Annotated in this window: 14 protein-coding genes; 6 read left to right on the forward strand and 8 right to left on the reverse strand. The window is 56.2% G+C overall.

Annotated features, from left to right (window positions below; translation table 11 throughout):
* The 3 genes from ACIQZK_RS05875 to ACIQZK_RS05885 are packed head-to-tail and all read right to left on the reverse strand — an operon-like array spanning window position 1 to window position 2485.
* Window positions 1–891, reverse strand: a complete 891-nt coding sequence (locus ACIQZK_RS05875) for a haloalkane dehalogenase (protein ID WP_397575311.1) — start codon at window positions 889–891, stop codon at window positions 1–3.
* A 59-nt stretch (window positions 892–950) separates the two neighbouring features.
* On the reverse strand, window positions 951–1865 hold the full coding sequence (locus tag ACIQZK_RS05880; protein WP_397575324.1) for a formylglycine-generating enzyme family protein: 915 nt from the start codon (window positions 1863–1865) through the stop codon (window positions 951–953).
* The gene (locus ACIQZK_RS05885) at window positions 1865–2485 is read right to left on the reverse strand and encodes a TetR/AcrR family transcriptional regulator (RefSeq protein ID WP_397575312.1); all 621 of its coding nucleotides are present in this window, start codon (window positions 2483–2485) and stop codon (window positions 1865–1867) included. Before ACIQZK_RS05885 ends, ACIQZK_RS05880 begins: the two co-directional genes overlap by 1 nt.
* A 141-nt stretch (window positions 2486–2626) precedes the next feature.
* On the opposite strand from ACIQZK_RS05885, the gene ACIQZK_RS05890 reads away from it, so the two are divergent.
* From ACIQZK_RS05890 to ACIQZK_RS05915, 6 genes are all read left to right on the forward strand, one after another.
* Entirely contained in the window at window positions 2627–2878 is a 252-nt protein-coding gene (locus tag ACIQZK_RS05890) for a hypothetical protein (protein WP_397575313.1), read from the forward strand.
* A 3-nt stretch (window positions 2879–2881) separates the two neighbouring features.
* On the forward strand, window positions 2882–3514 hold the full coding sequence (locus ACIQZK_RS05895; RefSeq protein ID WP_397575314.1) for a hypothetical protein: 633 nt from the start codon (window positions 2882–2884) through the stop codon (window positions 3512–3514).
* Between the two features lie 62 nt (window positions 3515–3576).
* Complete coding sequence (locus ACIQZK_RS05900) at window positions 3577–3969, forward strand: hypothetical protein (RefSeq protein WP_397575315.1); 393 nt, start codon at window positions 3577–3579, stop codon at window positions 3967–3969.
* On the forward strand, window positions 3966–5594 hold the full coding sequence (locus tag ACIQZK_RS05905; protein ID WP_397575316.1) for a sulfatase-like hydrolase/transferase: 1629 nt from the start codon (window positions 3966–3968) through the stop codon (window positions 5592–5594). Before ACIQZK_RS05900 ends, ACIQZK_RS05905 begins: the two co-directional genes overlap by 4 nt.
* Before the next feature lie 118 nt (window positions 5595–5712).
* Window positions 5713–6648 carry a sterol desaturase family protein gene (locus tag ACIQZK_RS05910; protein WP_397575317.1) on the forward strand — a complete coding sequence of 312 codons (936 nt, stop codon included), beginning with the start codon at window positions 5713–5715 and terminating at the stop codon, window positions 6646–6648.
* Window positions 6645–7223: a hypothetical protein gene (locus ACIQZK_RS05915; protein WP_397575318.1), complete on the forward strand. Its 579-nt coding sequence runs from the start codon at window positions 6645–6647 to the stop codon at window positions 7221–7223. The genes ACIQZK_RS05910 and ACIQZK_RS05915 overlap by 4 nt, the downstream gene beginning before the upstream one ends.
* A 31-nt stretch (window positions 7224–7254) precedes the next feature.
* On the opposite strand, the gene ACIQZK_RS05920 is transcribed toward ACIQZK_RS05915, so the two are convergent.
* The 5 genes from ACIQZK_RS05920 to ACIQZK_RS05940 form a co-directional block, all read right to left on the reverse strand.
* Window positions 7255–8622 carry a mannitol dehydrogenase family protein gene (locus ACIQZK_RS05920; RefSeq protein ID WP_397575319.1) on the reverse strand — a complete coding sequence of 456 codons (1368 nt, stop codon included), beginning with the start codon at window positions 8620–8622 and terminating at the stop codon, window positions 7255–7257.
* Window positions 8619–10019 (reverse strand): glucuronate isomerase, encoded by a 1401-nt coding sequence (uxaC, locus tag ACIQZK_RS05925; protein ID WP_397575320.1) that lies wholly within the window; start codon window positions 10017–10019, stop codon window positions 8619–8621. The genes ACIQZK_RS05920 and uxaC overlap by 4 nt, the downstream gene beginning before the upstream one ends.
* The gene (locus ACIQZK_RS05930; protein ID WP_397575321.1) at window positions 10016–11647 is read right to left on the reverse strand and encodes a family 43 glycosylhydrolase; all 1632 of its coding nucleotides are present in this window, start codon (window positions 11645–11647) and stop codon (window positions 10016–10018) included. The genes uxaC and ACIQZK_RS05930 overlap by 4 nt, the downstream gene beginning before the upstream one ends.
* 117 nt (window positions 11648–11764) lie before the next feature.
* Complete coding sequence (locus ACIQZK_RS05935; protein WP_397575322.1) at window positions 11765–14470, reverse strand: ATP-binding protein; 2706 nt, start codon at window positions 14468–14470, stop codon at window positions 11765–11767.
* Window positions 14464–14659, reverse strand: a 196-nt coding sequence (locus ACIQZK_RS05940) for a hypothetical protein (RefSeq protein ID WP_397575323.1), incomplete at its 5' end; no start/stop codon positions are given. The genes ACIQZK_RS05935 and ACIQZK_RS05940, both read right to left, overlap by 7 nt.

Below are 14659 nucleotides of genomic sequence, written 5' to 3' on the forward strand. Positions count from 1 at the left end.
TTATCGCACTTTCAGGATGCAGTCGACGAAGCCTTGCGGATCATTTTCCTGAATGAAGTGACCGCCCTTCAACGTGCAATGCGGCTGACCCGCTGTACCGGGGACACGGCCGATGAAGCGGTTCTCGCCTCCACGGGTGACCGGATCGCCATCGCTGAAGCAGCACAGGAATGGCTTGTCCCATTGCTCAAACACTTGCCACGCGCGTTTCTGATCGGGGATTGCGACGTTATTTTCAAACGGAACGAAGCTCGGGAATATCCGCGCGCCTGCCTTGTAGCGGCTGTCAGGAAACGGCGCGTCATAAGCGGCGATCTCAGCCGCGCTGAGCGCACGCTTTGCCCCGGCATTGACGATTTTACCGATCGGGAAAAACGGGCTCCATTTGGAAAAGGCGCGCCAAATAGCAAAAGCACGCGGTGGCGGGCCGCCTTCGGGCAAGCCGCCATTGGACAGAACGACACTGGCAAAGCGGTCCGGCATTTCCGCGACCAGGCGCAGGCCGATTAACGATCCCCAATCCTGACAGACGAGCGTCATATTGCTCAGACCAACCGCCTCGATCCACTGGCGCATCCAGCCAACATGGCGTGCATAGCTATAGTCCGTTTTTTTCGTGGGCTTGTCCGATTTACCGAAACCGATCAGATCAGGTGCGACAACGCGAAAGCCGGCCGCGACGACCGGGCCGATCATGTGACGGTACAAATAGCTCCAGCTTGGTTCACCATGCATCATCAGCACCACCGGCGCATCGCGCGGGCCCTCATCCACATAATGCACGCGCAATGGCGTGCCATCCGAGGGATCGGCAATCTCCACATAATTTGGCGCAAAAGGGAAATCGTCGATTGCGGCAAAGGCGCTATCGGGTGTGCGTAGGACTTTCATGCATTCATCCCTAGAATGAGTGATATTGGCACTTCAGGTGTCATATTATCGATAGCGGGTCAAGAAGCTGGTCCAGCCTTCTTCGTGTCGACCAGCCGAAACCCGATATGGTCGGTTCCCAGCCCGCGCTCCTGAAACTGACGCGCGGCGGGGCGATAGCGCGCGCAATAATTGGCGGCGCAGAGATAGGATCCGCCTTTTATGATGTTAACCGGTTCGCTGGCATCGGCGCGCGATCCGCTGGCGCTTGTCCATTCCCAGACATTGCCGATCATATCATACAGACCAAATCCGTTTGGTTTGAAACAACCCACCGGCGCTCGGCCAACATAGCCGTCGGCGTTGAGGTTTTTGACCGGAAAGACACCTTGATAATAGTTCGCTTGCGGCTGGCCCTTTGCATCGACCGGTTCCGGCAAGGCGACCGCACCGCCGCGCGCAGCATATTCCCACTGCGCCTCGCTCGGCAGTTCCTTACCCGCCCAGCGCGCATAGGCCTCTGCATCCTGATAGGCGATCTGAACAACGGGTTCGTTGTCGCGGCCAATAATGGTCTCTTTAGGACCGGAGGGATTTCGCCAGTGCGCCCCCACGACCCAGTGCCACCAACGCGGGTCGTCGTCCGACGGAATATTGAACACGGCAGAACCCGGGACCAACATTTCGGGCGGCGCACCGGGCAGCTTGGGCGGATCGCGCTCCGCTATCGTCTTATAACCGGTTGCCTTTACAAAGGCCGCAAATTGCGCGTTTGTCACTTCATGCGCGTCGATCCAGAACCCCTTGACCACCACGGTCTGCGGCGGGCCTTCCTCAGCATAATGCGGATCGTCACCCATGACGAAGCTGCCGCCCGGGACCCAGACCATATTATTGTCTGACAGGCCGGTGCACATTGATTCAGAAGGCACGTCTGCATCGCCGCAGCCAGACAACAGCAGCGCCAGACCGAGAGCGATACCAACGCGCTGCATCAATCCTCCGGCATGCCGGACATGGCATCGCTCAGCAAACGCCGCACAACCGCCTTGGCATCTTCAAAAGGCAATTCCTGATCATGCCTTAACAATCGCCATGTCTGGAAACTCAATATGACATTGAGACCACGGGTACCCGCCACATCGGCCTTTACCGCCGCAGGCAAATGCGCCTCGGTGCTGTCGGATTCGAGCCGCAGCATCCGGCGATAGTCCTGCATCAAATAGGGCGATTGGAAGCGTTTGAGATTGGCCGAAATCCGGTAAGGCAGGATGGTTTCGAAAACCACTGCCCGCCGGTCCGCAATGTCGAACAGCTTTTCCTTCCAGCTGGCGCCGCTTGGCGGTTCGAGGATGATGGGCATCACCTGCGCCGCAATCACCTCCCCCATCTCACGGTACAGCTCGTCCATATCGTCAAAATGTCGGAAAACCGAGCGGAGGCCAACACCCGCAACTTCCGCAACACGCGCGGCGCTGGGTGCAACATCGCCCTTACCGACCAGATCGACCATCGCTGCAACGATCTTCGATCGGCTCGACCGGCTGCGTTCCCGTCGGCCATCGGCCAGCGGCGCTTCTGCGCGTGATGTCATTTTGTGCGATGCGTTGGTCATGCCGCCATGTTTTGCGGCAAACGGCCGCTGGCGCAAGCGACAAAAGCGATTGCAAATATATTTTGGCACAATTAATGCCAATAATATTCCGCCGCTTCGTCGCGGGACGCAAAAGACAATTGGATGAAGGAAAAGACAAGGATGTCAAAAGCAGTCTTCATTTTGACGGCGTCCGCGCTGCTGCTGTCAACTGCACCGCTGTCGGCGCAAGACAATGTGCGCGAAGCGTGCATGCCCGACATCCGTAAATACTGCTCCGCAGAATTGGCGACTTTTAGCCGCGACAATGTCCGCGCCTGTCTTATCAAGAATATCAAAAAAACATCACCCGCCTGTCAAAAGGCAGCAAAAGCGCGGCGCGATGCCGAGCGCGCCAAAAAGAAGGGCAATTAGGCCATGACAGCATGGATTATCTGGGGAACGGCGTTGCTTGCCTATGTCCTATTTCGGCTTTGGTATGACAATTGGTCAGGCCCACTGAAACCTGCCGAAATTGATGCGTTTCTTGCGCAAATGGCGGGGCGTTTCGAAGGCACAGGAAATAGCCAACAGGTTATGCGCGCGTTCCTTGAAGCCGATGACGGCCGCGAGTTTGTGATGCTCAATCTGGTTAAAGCGCAGATGGAGCAAGTTGAGGACCCCAAAACCGGCCAAATGGTCCAAGGCTTCGATCTGCTCAAGCGCTATTCGCAACGCTTCATGCCGGCGCTGTTCCGCAATGGTGGCCATCCCGGCATGGTCGGACGCAAGGTTGGCGGATATATTGATGCTTGGAACACCGAGGCGGATCCCGATTGGACCGTCTTTGGCCTCATGCGTTACCGCAGCCGCCGCGACATGATAAAGCTGGTTAGGGACCCCGCTTTTATGGAGGGCCATCCCGATAAGCTACTTGGTACGCTTGCGACATTTTCATTCCCGACACAGCGGGTTGTGTCGTTTTACGTCAGCCCGCGCGTCACCGTTGCGCTCATCTTGGCGCTTGCTGCCGCTCTTACACATCTGGCCGTTCTGACCGTCACCGGATGAACGCTTTCTTTCCACCCAGTACGAATATCCACTATCGTGGATCCCGTTACGCGGCGTGGTTTTTGGCATTTTATGGCATTGGCTGGATCGTGCCAGGGATGATCCACAGCTTCCTGCCTGATGGCGGTGCAGGCGTCATTGCCGGGCTTGATCTCAGCCACAATCCAACGATGATCTTCGGCATGTTTGCTTGGGCTGGCGCGACGCAGATTGCGCATGGCATCGTCACCCTCTTGGTCGCATTGCGCTACCGCACACTGGTGCCGCTATTTCTTTTGGTGTCTTTGATCGAGCGCCTGTTGCTCAGCTGGTCGGGCTGGATAAAGCATGTGCCCGTCAGCGGCCATCACCCGCCCGAACATTATGCCAGCCTGATTTCGCTACCCGTGATATTGCTGTTTCTGTGGCTGTCCGTGCGGCAATCACGTCAACCTCAACCGGAGAGCCCAGAATGAAAAAATGGACATGGATCGGGGCATTGGCGCTGTTGATCGGCGCGGGCTATTTGGGGTTTCAGCAATATAAAATCTACATTCCCGGTATCATCAGCGAATGGCGCGAACCGATTGGCGAAAACCGTCCCATTGAATGGGCGCAAGGTCCTGCGGTCGCCCCCTCTGGCCAACGTCCGCCCAACGTCATCCTGATTGTCGCCGACGATTTGGGCATGAACGACATTTCGCTTTACGGTGGCGGGGTTGCCGGTGGCGCGGTGCCGACCCCCAATATCGATTCCATTGCCAAACAGGGCGTCAGCTTCGCCAATGGCTATGCCGCGAACGCCACCTGTTCGCCGTCGCGCGCAGCATTGATGACGGGGCGTTATCCCACACGGTTCGGTTTTGAATTTACCTCTATTCCAGCGGCGTTCGCTTCAAATCTGGCGCACAATGATGGGAATTCACCCTTTCCAACCATCTATCATGAAGAGCTGAACCGCGACCTGCCCGCCTATGCCGATATGGGTGTGCCCAATGCGGAAATCATGTTGCCCGAGATATTGAAAGCGCAGGGCTATCACAATATCCACATCGGCAAATGGCATCTCGGCGAAGCCAAACCATTGCGGCCAACGTCGCAGGGGTTTGACGAAAGCCTTGGCATGCGGGCGGGCGGCGATTTGTTTATGGCCGAAGATGACCCGCAGGTCGTCAATGCAAAGCTGCCATGGGACCCGATCGACCGCTTTTTATGGGCAAACCTGCCATATGCGGTCTATTGGGGGAACAGTGAACGCTTTCGTCCCAAAGGCCACCTGACCGACTATTTCACCGACAATGCATTGGCCGCAATAGACGCGAACAAGAACCGGCCCTTCTTCATGTATCTCGCCTATAATGCGCCGCACACACCGCTGCAGGCGCTAAAATCGGACTATGACGCGTTGCCACAGATTAAGGACCATACCCAGCGCGTCTATGGCGCAATGATGCGTCAGCTTGACCGGCGGATTGGCGACGTCCTGCAAAAGTTGAAGGACACGGGGCTCGACGACAATACGCTTGTTATCTTTACCAGCGACAATGGCGGGGCATGGTATACCGGCATCAAGGATCACAACACGCCCTATCGTGGCTATAAAGGTACCTTCTTCGAAGGTGGCATCCATGTGCCGATGATGATGCGCTGGCCGGGCAAGATCGCACCGGGGACGGTTCGCAGCGATGTCGCGCAGCACCTTGATATGTTTGCAACCATTGCAGCAGCGACCGGTGCGCGTGTACCCAGCGATCGCAAAATGGACAGCTTCAACCTGCTTGGCACCGGACCGAAACGCGAAATAACATTCTGGCGTTCGGGGCATTACCGCGGTGTGCGCGCAGGCGACTGGAAATTGCAGATATCCGAACGTCCCAACAAAGTGTGGCTGTTCAACCTCGCCACCGATCCAACCGAGCAAGTCAATTTGGCCACGAAGGATCCGGCGCGCGTGGCGCAACTGCGCAAGTTGATCGAAGCGCAAAACGCAGGTTTGCCCAAGCCCCTTTGGCCCGGCCTACTTGAAGGCGCGATCCGGATTGATGTTCCGCTCAACGCGCCATGGAAAAAAGATCAGGAATATGTCTATTGGGCCAACTGATCGCGTGGTGGTGTTTGCAGAAATTTAGCCTATGCGGGTTTGCGTCGCAAAAGCGTTTTGCAATTTTTTAATATGTCTATCAGCCTATTTCTTGGGCGAACCGCGGGGGGATAAATTTGTGACAGTTACGCAGCTCATCAACCAAAATTGGGTTATCATATCCCTTGTCGCTTTTGGGCTGGGCATCTTGTTTGAACTGGGCGCCATTCGCTTCCTCAAACGTAAAGGTAACGTGCCGGCAAAAGACTCGTTGCTGTCGATATTTCTTGGGCTCGCAAGTGATCCGGTAAATGCCATCTTTGCGTTCATCACGACCGCCGCTTTATTTGCGGCAGCCCCCTTTGCGTTTGGCGAAATACCCATCACCTGGGGATCGTTCTTATTGTGCTTCGTGCTCGATGATCTGCGATTTTATCTGCACCACCGCATATGCCACCGCGTCCGTTGGGGTTGGGCCATGCATGTGGTCCATCACTCATCCACCAATTTCAACATGCCCATTGCGCTGCGCCAAAGTTGGATGAAGCACTTTACCGGAACGATGATGCTCAAAATTCCGCTGATTTTGATCGGCTTTGATCCGGCCTTGGTTGTTTTTTGCGGGATCCTTAACGCAACTTACCAATTCTTCCTGCACACCGAAACGATCGACCGTTTGCCACGGTGGTTTGAATATATTTTCAATACGCCGAGCCACCACAGGGTACATCATGGCCGCAATCCAGAATATCTGGATGCGAATTTCGCCGGTACGCTGATCATCTGGGATCGCATGTTTGGCACATTTGTCGAGGAAGACCGCGCCGTGCCGGTTGACTATGGCTTGGTCAAAAATCTTGAGACGTTTAATCCAATCACAATCTTAACGCACGAATATGTCGGCATAGTGCAAGACGCTTCGCAACGCGGACTGAGCCTGTGGCAGCGCTTTTGTTACATTTTTGCGCCGCCTGGGTGGAGCCATGATGGGTCACGGTTGACGTCCGAAGATATCAAGCGTGAGGCTGGTTTGCTCCCCGCTAGCAATGCGCCAGAATCGGTTTCGCGCGCATGATGCCTGCCCATTACGCTGTATCCGACGCCGCCATTGTGTTGGTCACGATTTTTGCTGGCAATGCGCTTTGGCGAAGCGACCGACATTTGCCGGCATTTGCGATGGCCTGCTTTGGCGTAGCGGCCTTCATCGGCGTCGTGCGTTTTGGGGCTGGTTTGCAGGATCAGCTCGCCGCTTTACATGGCGGTGCGTCTCAATTGTTGGGCCTTGCGGGTGCCTTGGCGATTTTATCCAGCTATCTGTTCCGCCCTGCAGATAGACACATAATATCGATAATCGCACTCATCCTGTGCGCGGCGACCGCGATCTTTTTGTTCGCGCAACCTTTACTCGGCCCTGTTTTCCTATTGGCCTTGGTGATTATGCTTTTTGCATCAATCGCCCGACCTGGCCCTTTGGGGCGGTCATGGCTTATCCCAGCCGGCTGCGCCCTGATGCTGGCAGATACGTTGTTCATCCGACGCGCAGCGTGGCTTGATGAGGCTGCAGCTTGGCACGTGTATCACGTGGTCATTGCGTTAGCGCTCGCCGTACTCGCGAAGGGTTTGATGTCCACCGAACGGGACGCGCACTGATCCATCGTCGTTCGATGTGCGCCGCGATTGCCTATAATTGACGTTCGATCTCGAGAAGATCAGCGTCGCTTGGCGTCCAACCGCTCGCCATTATGCCACCCGCACGGAACAACGCGGCCGAAATGCCATGCGCGCCTGCTTGGGCCCATGTTGCTTTCAAAACCTCTGCCAAAGGGTCATCGACAAAGCCATTGTCGCCGCGAATATGGCATAGCCATCCGCTGATGGCGGTCAGGATAGACGGGCATTGTTTGCCCTTCGCCTGTTGGCTGGCCAGCGTAGCCAACCAGCGCTGGGGGATTTTTTGGCTACCATCCATCGCAATCTGAATGAGCCGGTGGTTAAGCGCGGGGTTTTGAAACCGCGCGATCAATGCATCGGCATATGCGTTCAGGTCTTGTCCCGGCGCTGGCTCCAGACTGGTCGCCGCTTCATCACGCATCAATGTGTTTGCCAAGCGCGCCAATTCAGGATCAGCGATGGCCTGATGCACAAATTCATGGCCGCGTTTCAAACCCAAATAGGCAAGCGCGGAATGCGCCCCATTTAGCAGACGCAGCTTTGCCTCTTCATAAACATGGACATTGGATGTCATCAACGCGCCATGCTTTTCCCAAGCTGGCCGCGGCCCGGCAAAATTGTCTTCGATCACCCATTGGCTGAACGGTTCTGTCACTACCATCGCATCGTCGCGCAGGCCCGTAAGCGCTGCGATGCTTGTCCGGTCAGCTTCGGTGGTTGCCGGAACGATGCGGTCGACCATCGTCGATGGGCACGCACATTTTTCCTCGAACCAGCTGATAAGCTCCGGCGCATGACGATCGAGATATGCAGTCATCAGTCGTTTCAACTGTGCGCCATTTCCCGCAAGATTATCGCAACTCATCAAGGTTAGGCCCGGTGATCCGGCGTCACGCCGCCTCCGGAATGCTTCCGCCAGATAGGCATATACCGAACCCTTATCCGCAACATCAAAGTCAATGGCACCGTCCGGCGCGCGGCAATAGCCTTTTTCCGTGATCGTGAAGCTGACGATATGCGTCGCTGGATTGGCCAAGGCCGCGATAAGCCGGTCGCGTTCCTCCGCAGCGACGATCACGTCTGCAACCGAACCGATGACGCGGACCTTGCTGCTATCTGCACTCTGTTCGACAAGCGCATAGAGGCCATTCTGCGGGCGCATTTGGTCGCGCACATTGCCCGAACGCAGCGACACGCCCAAGATGCGCCAATCACCGCTCTCTGCGGCCATGGCATCGTCGGTATAGGCTGCCTGATGCGCGCGATGAAACGCGCCGATACCGAAATGCACAATGCCAACGCCGCGCGCATCGCGGTCATATGCCGGTCTCGCAACCGTTGCGGGCAAATGGGAAAGATTGGCGTCAGAAAGCCTCATAATTTATACGCTGCTTTTGCCAGATTATAGCTCAGGTCCACCGCAAGCTCAGCTGCTTCCCATTCTTCCATGCGGTGTTCGGCGACCAATTGCGCCAGGAAGCCGCAATCGATCCGGCGGGCAACATCGTGGCGCGCTGGGATCGACAAGAATGCGCGGGTGTCGTCATTGAAGCCAACCGTATTATAGAAACCGGCGGTTTCCGTCATCTGGTTCCGGAAACGACGCATCCCTTCGGGGCTGTCATGGAACCACCATGCTGGCCCAAGCTTCAGCGCTGGATAATGCCCCGCCAACGGCGCCAGTTCGCGCGCATAGGCGGTCTCGTCCAGCGTAAAGAGGATGATCGTCAGGTCGGCATTGTTGCCATGCTTGGCCAGCAGCGGGTGCAGTTCATGCACGTAGCCAGTAGCCGTCGGAATATCCGCCCCCTTGTCGCGTCCGAATTGATGGAACAGCGACGGGTTATGGTTGCGGAACGCACCGGGATGGATTTGCATCACCAAGCCGTCGTCGACGCTCATTCCCGCCATCTCGGTCAACATCTGCGCGCGAAACAATTCTGCATCCGCGGCGGAGCATGATCCACGCACGATACGCGCGAACAGCGCCTGTGCGTCGGCCGGCGACAAATCCGCCGTACGCGCGGTCGGGTGACCATGATCGGTGGAGGTCGCCCCCATCGACGCAAAGAACGCGCGGCGCTGGCGGTGCGCGGCCAAATAACCCGTCCAGCTAAAACAATCCTCTCCCGTTATAGCCGAGAGGGTTTTCAGATTATCGACAAAACCTTCGAATTCGGGGTCAATAACCGGATCGGGTCGATAGGCCGTTATGACACGGCCGGACCAGCCGCTGTCGCGTATCGCTTGATGGTGACGCAAATCGTCGAGTGGGTTCTCGGTGGTGGCGATAACCTCAATATTATAACGTTCAAACAATGCCCGCGGCCGGAAGGCACTGGTTTCGAGTTTTGCGGTAATTTCGTCATAATAATGGTCTGACGTGTCTGCCGACAACAGAACATCCAAGCCAAAGCTTTCGGCAAAGACCCAGTCGAGCCACATACGCGAGGGCGTTCCCCGAAACAGATGATAGCGCTCTGCAAACAGTCGCCAGCTTTCGCGTGGGTCCGCATCGGCGTTGCGGATGCCCAGCGCCTCAAGCGGAACACCTTGCGAATATAGCATGCGCAGGACGTAATGATCGGGATGCAGAAGCAGTTCGGTCGCATTGCCAAAAGACGCATCGGTCGCCCACCACTCCGGGTCGGTGTGACCATGTGGGCTGATGATCGGCAAGCCAGCGACGTCGGCATATAACCGGCGGGCGATATCCCGAACGGCAGAGTCCGTAGGAAAAAGCCGGTCAGGATGAAGTTTCAGGGGCGTAGTCAAGATAATGCCTCATAGGTGAAATTGCGAAAGCGGACCTCGCCTTGTCCGGCGGCGTAGAGCGCTGGACGCAACGAAAGGAAGTCGTAAGCGACATTATGGTGGTAGCCCGATACTTCCATCTGAACATCGAACTTGCGCCACGTTTTGCGGCCATCATCGCTGGTGTGAATGGTCAGGATGTTGCGGTCATTCGTCAGACGTATCGACAGTTTTGACACAGCGCTGCCGCCGGGGTCACGTTGGCCGGGAATGGCGCCGCGCGGCCGTTGCAGGCCATAGCGATGCATGACAAGGCCCTTGCTGCCAAAACCCAATCCTGCATAAAGGCGGCGATTGTAGAACAGCAATAAGCCGCCTTCCGCCCCGGGATCGGTTTCAATATCCACAATGACGCGATACGCCTGATCACCTACCAACGCGCATAAGGGCGAGCAATCTGACGGCGTCTTGCCCTTGGCCGCCATATGCAAGGTGCCGTCCACCCGCTTCAGCCTGTTGGCTTCGTTCTGGGCTGGGTCATAAAATGCCCATTGCGTGCCCATTTTGTCCGTCGAAAAATCATCCGACAATGGCGCGCCATGTGGTTGAGGGCCAATGTCCCGCGGCTTCTTAATCGGGCGGGACAGATCACCCCCCAATGGACGCGGCCAGCCATCGGCGTCCCATTTTACGGGCTCAAGCAGCGTCTGCCGGCCCAAGGTCCAATAGCCATTTTCATAGCCATGATACATCATCCAATATGTGCCGCCCGGGCCTTCGAACAATGTCGCATGGCCGCGCGACCACCATTTTTCACGCGCGGAAAGGGTGCGGATTAACGGATTGCGCGGACAATTTTCCCAAGGGCCAGCCAGCGATTTGCTGCGCGCCATGATGACCATATGGCCAGTGGGCGGGCCAGCGGTGCCGCCCACCGCAGTCGTCATATACCAATAGTCACCGCGCTTCATGATCTTCGGACCTTCGGGCGCGAATGTTTCAACAACCCATTCTTCGGGATAACGCCACGGGTCGTAGACATGTTCGACACCACCGACGGTCGATAAGCCGTCGCCGGATAGCTGAACACGGTCTCCACCGGACAGGAACAGCCAACGCGTGCCGTCATCGTCTGCGACATGCGCGGGGTCGATATGCAGGGGCAAATTCAGGTCAACCGGGTCGGTCCACGGCCCTTCGATCTTGTCCGCGGTGATGACGTAGATGGATTTCTTTTCAGGGGTTCGCGCCGGAATGTAGCAATAGAAACGGCCGTCATGTTTCACCAAATCTGGTGCCCACACCGAACCGATTGGTTGTGTCAGCGCGGCGGTAACCGGTCGCCAGTTCACAAGGTCTCTGCTGTGCCAAATGACAATGCCGGGATATGCGTCAAAGGAGGAGAAAGTGAGATAATAATCCTCTCCGTCACACACCAATGATGGATCAGGATGGTCGCCGGCAAAAATCGGGTTGAGGAATTTGCCGTTGCCCAAATCGGCACGGCGTTGGCCTTCAAATCCCTTCGCCCAACGCATCGCTGCATGTGGATCAAGGCTGGAGGTAGCGGCGGACCCTTGCGCGCGGGCTGCGTAAGGCAGCAGCGGGGCTGAGCCCAAAAGCAAAAGGCTCGTGCGGCGGCTGATCATCGCTTCATTCCTTTTAGATCTGCTTAAGGTAACCGGTGTCATTCCCACTTTGCTGTGAAGATTTCTGCCTGTCAATGGAACACCGCATGAAGAATTAGCTCCAAAGCTTAGACGGGTTCAAGCGGCCTCGGTTGCTGTGGCATCGGCAAGCGGAAGTTCGATAATGAACCGTGCGCCTTTGCGGCTCGATTTGGCGCGCATCACGCCGCCCATGTCGCGGATGATGCCATAGCTGATCGATAGTCCAAGCCCGGTACCTTCCTTGGGCGGCTTAGTTGTAAAAAAGGGCTCAAATATCTTGGGCAAGACATCCGGGGCGATACCGGGGCCGTTGTCCGCCACAGTGATCACCGCTGACCGATCATTGCGATCAATGGTGATTTTGATTTCACCTTCTGCGCTGTCGCCGGTATCGTGCCGGCTATGAATGGCGTCATTGGCATTGATGAACAGGTTCAATAGGACCTGCTCCAGCATCACGGGCAACGCCCGGACGTAAATGTCGGATGCTTTCACTTCGGTAACCAGTTGTGTCCCGTCGAGTTCCATCTGTGGTTCGGCCATTAAGATGGCCGCTTCAACCGTATGTTGGAGATTGATCGCAGAAGGTGCTTCCTTCGACGTCCGGCCAAATATCCGCATCTGCAGCAATATGGCGGAGGCACGTTCGACCTGCGCCAGAACATTTTCAAGCTTGGAAATGAACTTCTCCGCGTCCAAGCGCCCCCGAAGCGCATTTTCACGCAAGTTAGATGCTGCCATTTTGATAAAGTTCAACGGCTGGTTTAACTCATGCGCCGTTCCCGATATCATCCGGCCGAGGCTCGCCATCTTGTCCGCGTGTAAAAGCTGGTCCTCGGATGCCTTTCGTTCGGAAATATCCATGATGATGCCAACGGCTTCGTGCTCAGCCCCCTGCGCCGTGGGTTCAACGGACAGCGTGTCATATACCCAGACATAGTGACCATTTTTGTGCCTTATGCGATATTCAGCCGCATAAGCTTTGCCCGGCACCAAATGCCTGAACGCCGCCATACAATAGTCATAGTCGTCCGGGTGAAGGGAACTGCTCCACCATTGTGGCGTCAAACCTTCGGCCGTCGAATAGCCCAGCATTTCTTCAAGTGACGGGCTTATATAGGTCATGACCGTCCCTTCGCCATTGGCGACGTCAACGGCATAGACGATGATCGGAGCATGTTGTGCGATGCTGTTCAACCGGCGTTGATAGCTTGCCAAAGCGCCGCGCTCGCGTCCGAACGAAGCAGCGGCAATCGCTATCGTTCCCGAAATCTCGCTAACTTCCTCAATAAATATCTGATCGGACGCCGTTTGCCCTCCCCCAAATTGCGTGAGGTCTGCGGCTGACTGCGACACACGCCGCAATATCTTCGACGCCTTCTTGCTCATTCGCGATGCAAACAGCCCAATCAGAAAAACGAATGCGATGAGCGCAACAAACTGACGCAGTTGTCCCTTGCGCGCTTTCAGCACCGCGGGTGCAAGCGGCAGCACGGAAGCGACTTGCCAATCCGGCAGAGCAGCGATGGGCCCCACGCGAACGATGTGCGAGTCACGCAGATCGGACGTGACTGCACGCCCATAATCAACGTCGCTTAAAAGGACGGGTTTCGTAACAGCCGTCGCCTGCTGACTTTGGGACATGGAATCAACCAGGGTGCGCACGTTCGTGGTGACATGAGTCAGCGCGAACGTCCCTTGGGCAGCGCTAGCAACAAAAACACTGTCCACGAAATGCTGGCCGGGGATTTCGACAAGATCATGCAAGGTTTCCGGACGCAATATGCCGACAATATCGTCCGCTTTGCCATTTCGAACATGCGGAACGACCAGGGCAAAATCGACATTCGATCGCCCTTGCCCCAGATTTAACGCAACCAAGCGCGCCCGCTTTTCTGTTAAAGGCGGAAGATCTGCTTTCCCCGTCTTTGCTCCGATAACCGAACCCCCTTCAGCCAATGCAAATGCCGCCAGGCTTTGATCGGGGGCCAAGAAAGCAATTTTCTGAAATTCTGTCGAAAATTCTTTGGGCAAGCGAACATCGGATTGGCCGCGGGGAAGCTGGCCATTATCCGCATAGCCGCGCAGCAGCGTCGTTCGTGCATCCACCCATGCACTCAACTTCGCATCCGCGACGCGCATACGCGATTCAAGGTTTCTGTTAACCTCGTCCATCGTGGTACGTTCACGCGACGGCGCATCCAGCGCCATATACACCGTCGCCGGGATCAGCACCGTCCCCATGAATAACATGACCGTAAAGCATTCAACCCTAAGCTTTGGCCAATGCCCGAATTTTCCGAACGGATTTCCGCTCAGAAGGGAGACATAGATCAACTCACCAAGGACGACGTTCAATATCCCGTTCGCGACATGCTTTGCGACCACGAGCGCAAGCGACAGCTGATCCATTTTCAGGATGCCGCCATAAAATAAGAACGCCAAAGGCGCGCCTACCACTATCCAGTAAATAACGACGCTGCGGACAGGTGAGGTGCGGCGCGCAACGATGGCTACAAATACCGCTTCGCATGCCGACACGATCCAACCCCATGGGTGGTTCCACAAGATGACTGAACCGATACTTGACACTGAAACCGCAAGCACCAGAGACTGCGGCGCCAGCATGCGCACAAATGCATATACCAGCGCGTTTCCGAGTATAAAGTTCATGCCCCAGCCAAGCTTGAGCTCGAAACTGTTCAGGAAAAGCCCTACAACGCCCAGCAATGCCGCAATTAGCAGTTCTGTTAAGGGAATATCCCGGGTCGCCGGGAATTCGGTCCAGCGGCGGCTTAGCACGCCAACACCGCGCGGATTGCCGTGACCAATGCGTCCGTGTCCGCCGGCTTCAGAAAGATGGAAATGTCAGCCAAATCGTCGCCTAGCTGCGTGCTCGCGTCGCCCGTCAGGATCATGAAATCAACATGACGCCCTTCCGGCAGGGCAGCGCGCACACCATTAATCATGCCGATGCCATCCAGATGCGCC

Source organism: Sphingorhabdus sp., assembly GCF_044338195.1.
Classification (GTDB): Bacteria; Pseudomonadota; Alphaproteobacteria; order Sphingomonadales; family Sphingomonadaceae; genus Sphingorhabdus_B.

Coding starts and splice junctions, on each gene's coding strand:
- ACIQZK_RS05885 (WP_397575312.1), bottom strand. CDS start 2,485: ATGACCAACGCATCGCACAAAATGACATCACGCGCAGAAGCGCCGCTG.
- ACIQZK_RS05920 (WP_397575319.1), bottom strand. CDS start 8,622: ATGAGGCTTTCTGACGCCAATCTTTCCCATTTGCCCGCAACGGTTGCG.
- ACIQZK_RS05875 (WP_397575311.1), bottom strand. CDS start 891: ATGAAAGTCCTACGCACACCCGATAGCGCCTTTGCCGCAATCGACGAT.
- ACIQZK_RS05905 (WP_397575316.1), top strand. CDS start 3,966: ATGAAAAAATGGACATGGATCGGGGCATTGGCGCTGTTGATCGGCGCG.
- ACIQZK_RS05880 (WP_397575324.1), bottom strand. CDS start 1,865: ATGCAGCGCGTTGGTATCGCTCTCGGTCTGGCGCTGCTGTTGTCTGGC.
- ACIQZK_RS05890 (WP_397575313.1), top strand. CDS start 2,627: ATGTCAAAAGCAGTCTTCATTTTGACGGCGTCCGCGCTGCTGCTGTCA.
- ACIQZK_RS05895 (WP_397575314.1), top strand. CDS start 2,882: ATGACAGCATGGATTATCTGGGGAACGGCGTTGCTTGCCTATGTCCTA.
- ACIQZK_RS05930 (WP_397575321.1), bottom strand. CDS start 11,647: ATGATCAGCCGCCGCACGAGCCTTTTGCTTTTGGGCTCAGCCCCGCTG.
- ACIQZK_RS05915 (WP_397575318.1), top strand. CDS start 6,645: ATGATGCCTGCCCATTACGCTGTATCCGACGCCGCCATTGTGTTGGTC.